At 69.2% G+C, this 1,450-nt stretch carries 1 protein-coding gene; it reads left to right on the top strand.

Going from position 1 to position 1,450, the window contains the following annotated elements; genetic code table 11:
- Positions 1–227: 227 nt before the first annotated feature.
- Entirely contained in the window at positions 228–1,433 is a 1,206-nt protein-coding gene (locus FLV34_RS39220; RefSeq protein WP_142625424.1) for an IS110 family transposase, read from the top strand.
- Positions 1,434–1,450: the final 17 nt, after the last annotated feature.

Here is a 1,450-nt window from a genome sequence, read left to right as displayed (position 1 = left end):
GCCCTACCTTCTTGAGTGCGAGCGCGCTCCGGTTGGTGTAGAAGATCGGGGTGTGCGAACGAGGCAGGGATGGCTCTCACGCTGGCTGCCCTCGATGGCAAGGGAGGCTCGGCCCCCTGCCTCGTCGCTTCTCCTTGACCGCTGATTAGGCACTGCGATTGATCGCTATGTAGGGCATGGACGGCGAGGAGAGGCTGCATGGCAGTGACGGGAGAGGAAGGAGTGGCATGGCCGTCGCTGTAGGTATCGACGTTTCCAAGGAGTTCCACTGGGCCGAGATCAAGGTCGCTGAGACCGGGAAGGTGCTGCTCAGCCGCCGCTTCGACAACGCCCCCGGTGCCATTGGCGAGCTGATCGAGCACATCACCGTCGCGCAGGCCGAGCACGGCCCGGCCACTGTCGGGATCGACGTGCTGGGTGGTATCGCCGGCCTGCTGGAGGCGATGCTGCTGCACGCGGGCCTTGCCGTGGTCCATGTGCCGGGGATGGCGGTCAACCGGGCACGGCGCGCCACCGTGGGCGGGGAGCGCAAGAGCGACCCCAAGGACGCCCGCGTGATCGCCGATCAGGTGCGCATGCGCGATGACCTGCGACCAGTGCAGCCGGGCCGGGAACTGGACGCCGAACTGCGGCTGCTGGTCGGCCGGCGTGCGGAGCTGGTCACCGACGCCACCCGGCGGGCCGCCCGCCTGCGGGATCTGCTCACCTCGATCCACCCCGGCCTGGAGCGAGTGGTCGATGTCACCGGCAAGCTCGGTCTCCACCTGCTGACCCGCTTCGTCACTCCGGCCGAGATCCGCGACGCCGGGCTGGAGGACGTACTGGCCCATCTGCGCCAGGTGCGGCATGTGAAGGCGTCGATGGTCCGAGCGCTGGCCGAGGCGGCGATCGACGCCGCGGCAGCCCAGCACATCGCCGTCCCCGGGCAGACGGTGGCTGCGGACATCATCCGCGACCTGGCGGCCGAAGCGCTGGCCGGACGTGAACGGCTGGCCCAGCTCGATGCGCGCATCCAGGAGGTGCTGGCGCGCCACCCTGATGCGGCCCTCATCCTCAGCCTGCCGGGGATGGGGGCGACCCTGACTGCGGAGTTCCTCGCCGAAACCGGCGGCATTGCCCGATTCGCCAGCCCCGACCAGCTCGCCTCGGCCGCGGGCCTGGCCCCGGTGCTCAAGCAGTCGGGCAAGGTCCGCTACTTGCAGCGCGCCACGGCAGGCAACAAGGCCCTCAAGCGGGTCTTCTACCAGTCGGCCTTCATCGCTATCAGCTGCGACCCGGCCAGCCGGGCCTTCTACGACCGCAAACGCGCCGCAGGCAAACGGCATCACCAGGCCCTCATCGCCCTGGCCCGCCGCCGTGTCAACGTCCTGCACGCGATTCTGCGGCACAGGAGGCCGTACGACCCTAGCCATGTCCGGGCTGCGGTGGCTTGACAAAAGCATTAGGCAGC

It is taken from the genome of Microbispora sp. CSR-4 (genome assembly GCF_008033685.1).
Classification (GTDB): Bacteria; Actinomycetota; Actinomycetes; order Streptosporangiales; family Streptosporangiaceae; genus Microbispora.
The sequence above is the reverse complement of the archived record's forward strand: the minus strand, read 5'-3'. Positions and strand labels throughout refer to the sequence as shown.

Bases quoted from the DNA above. Each gene is read 5' to 3' on its own strand.
- FLV34_RS39220 (WP_142625424.1), top strand. From the start codon at position 228: ATGGCCGTCGCTGTAGGTATCGACGTTTCCAAGGAGTTCCACTGGGCC.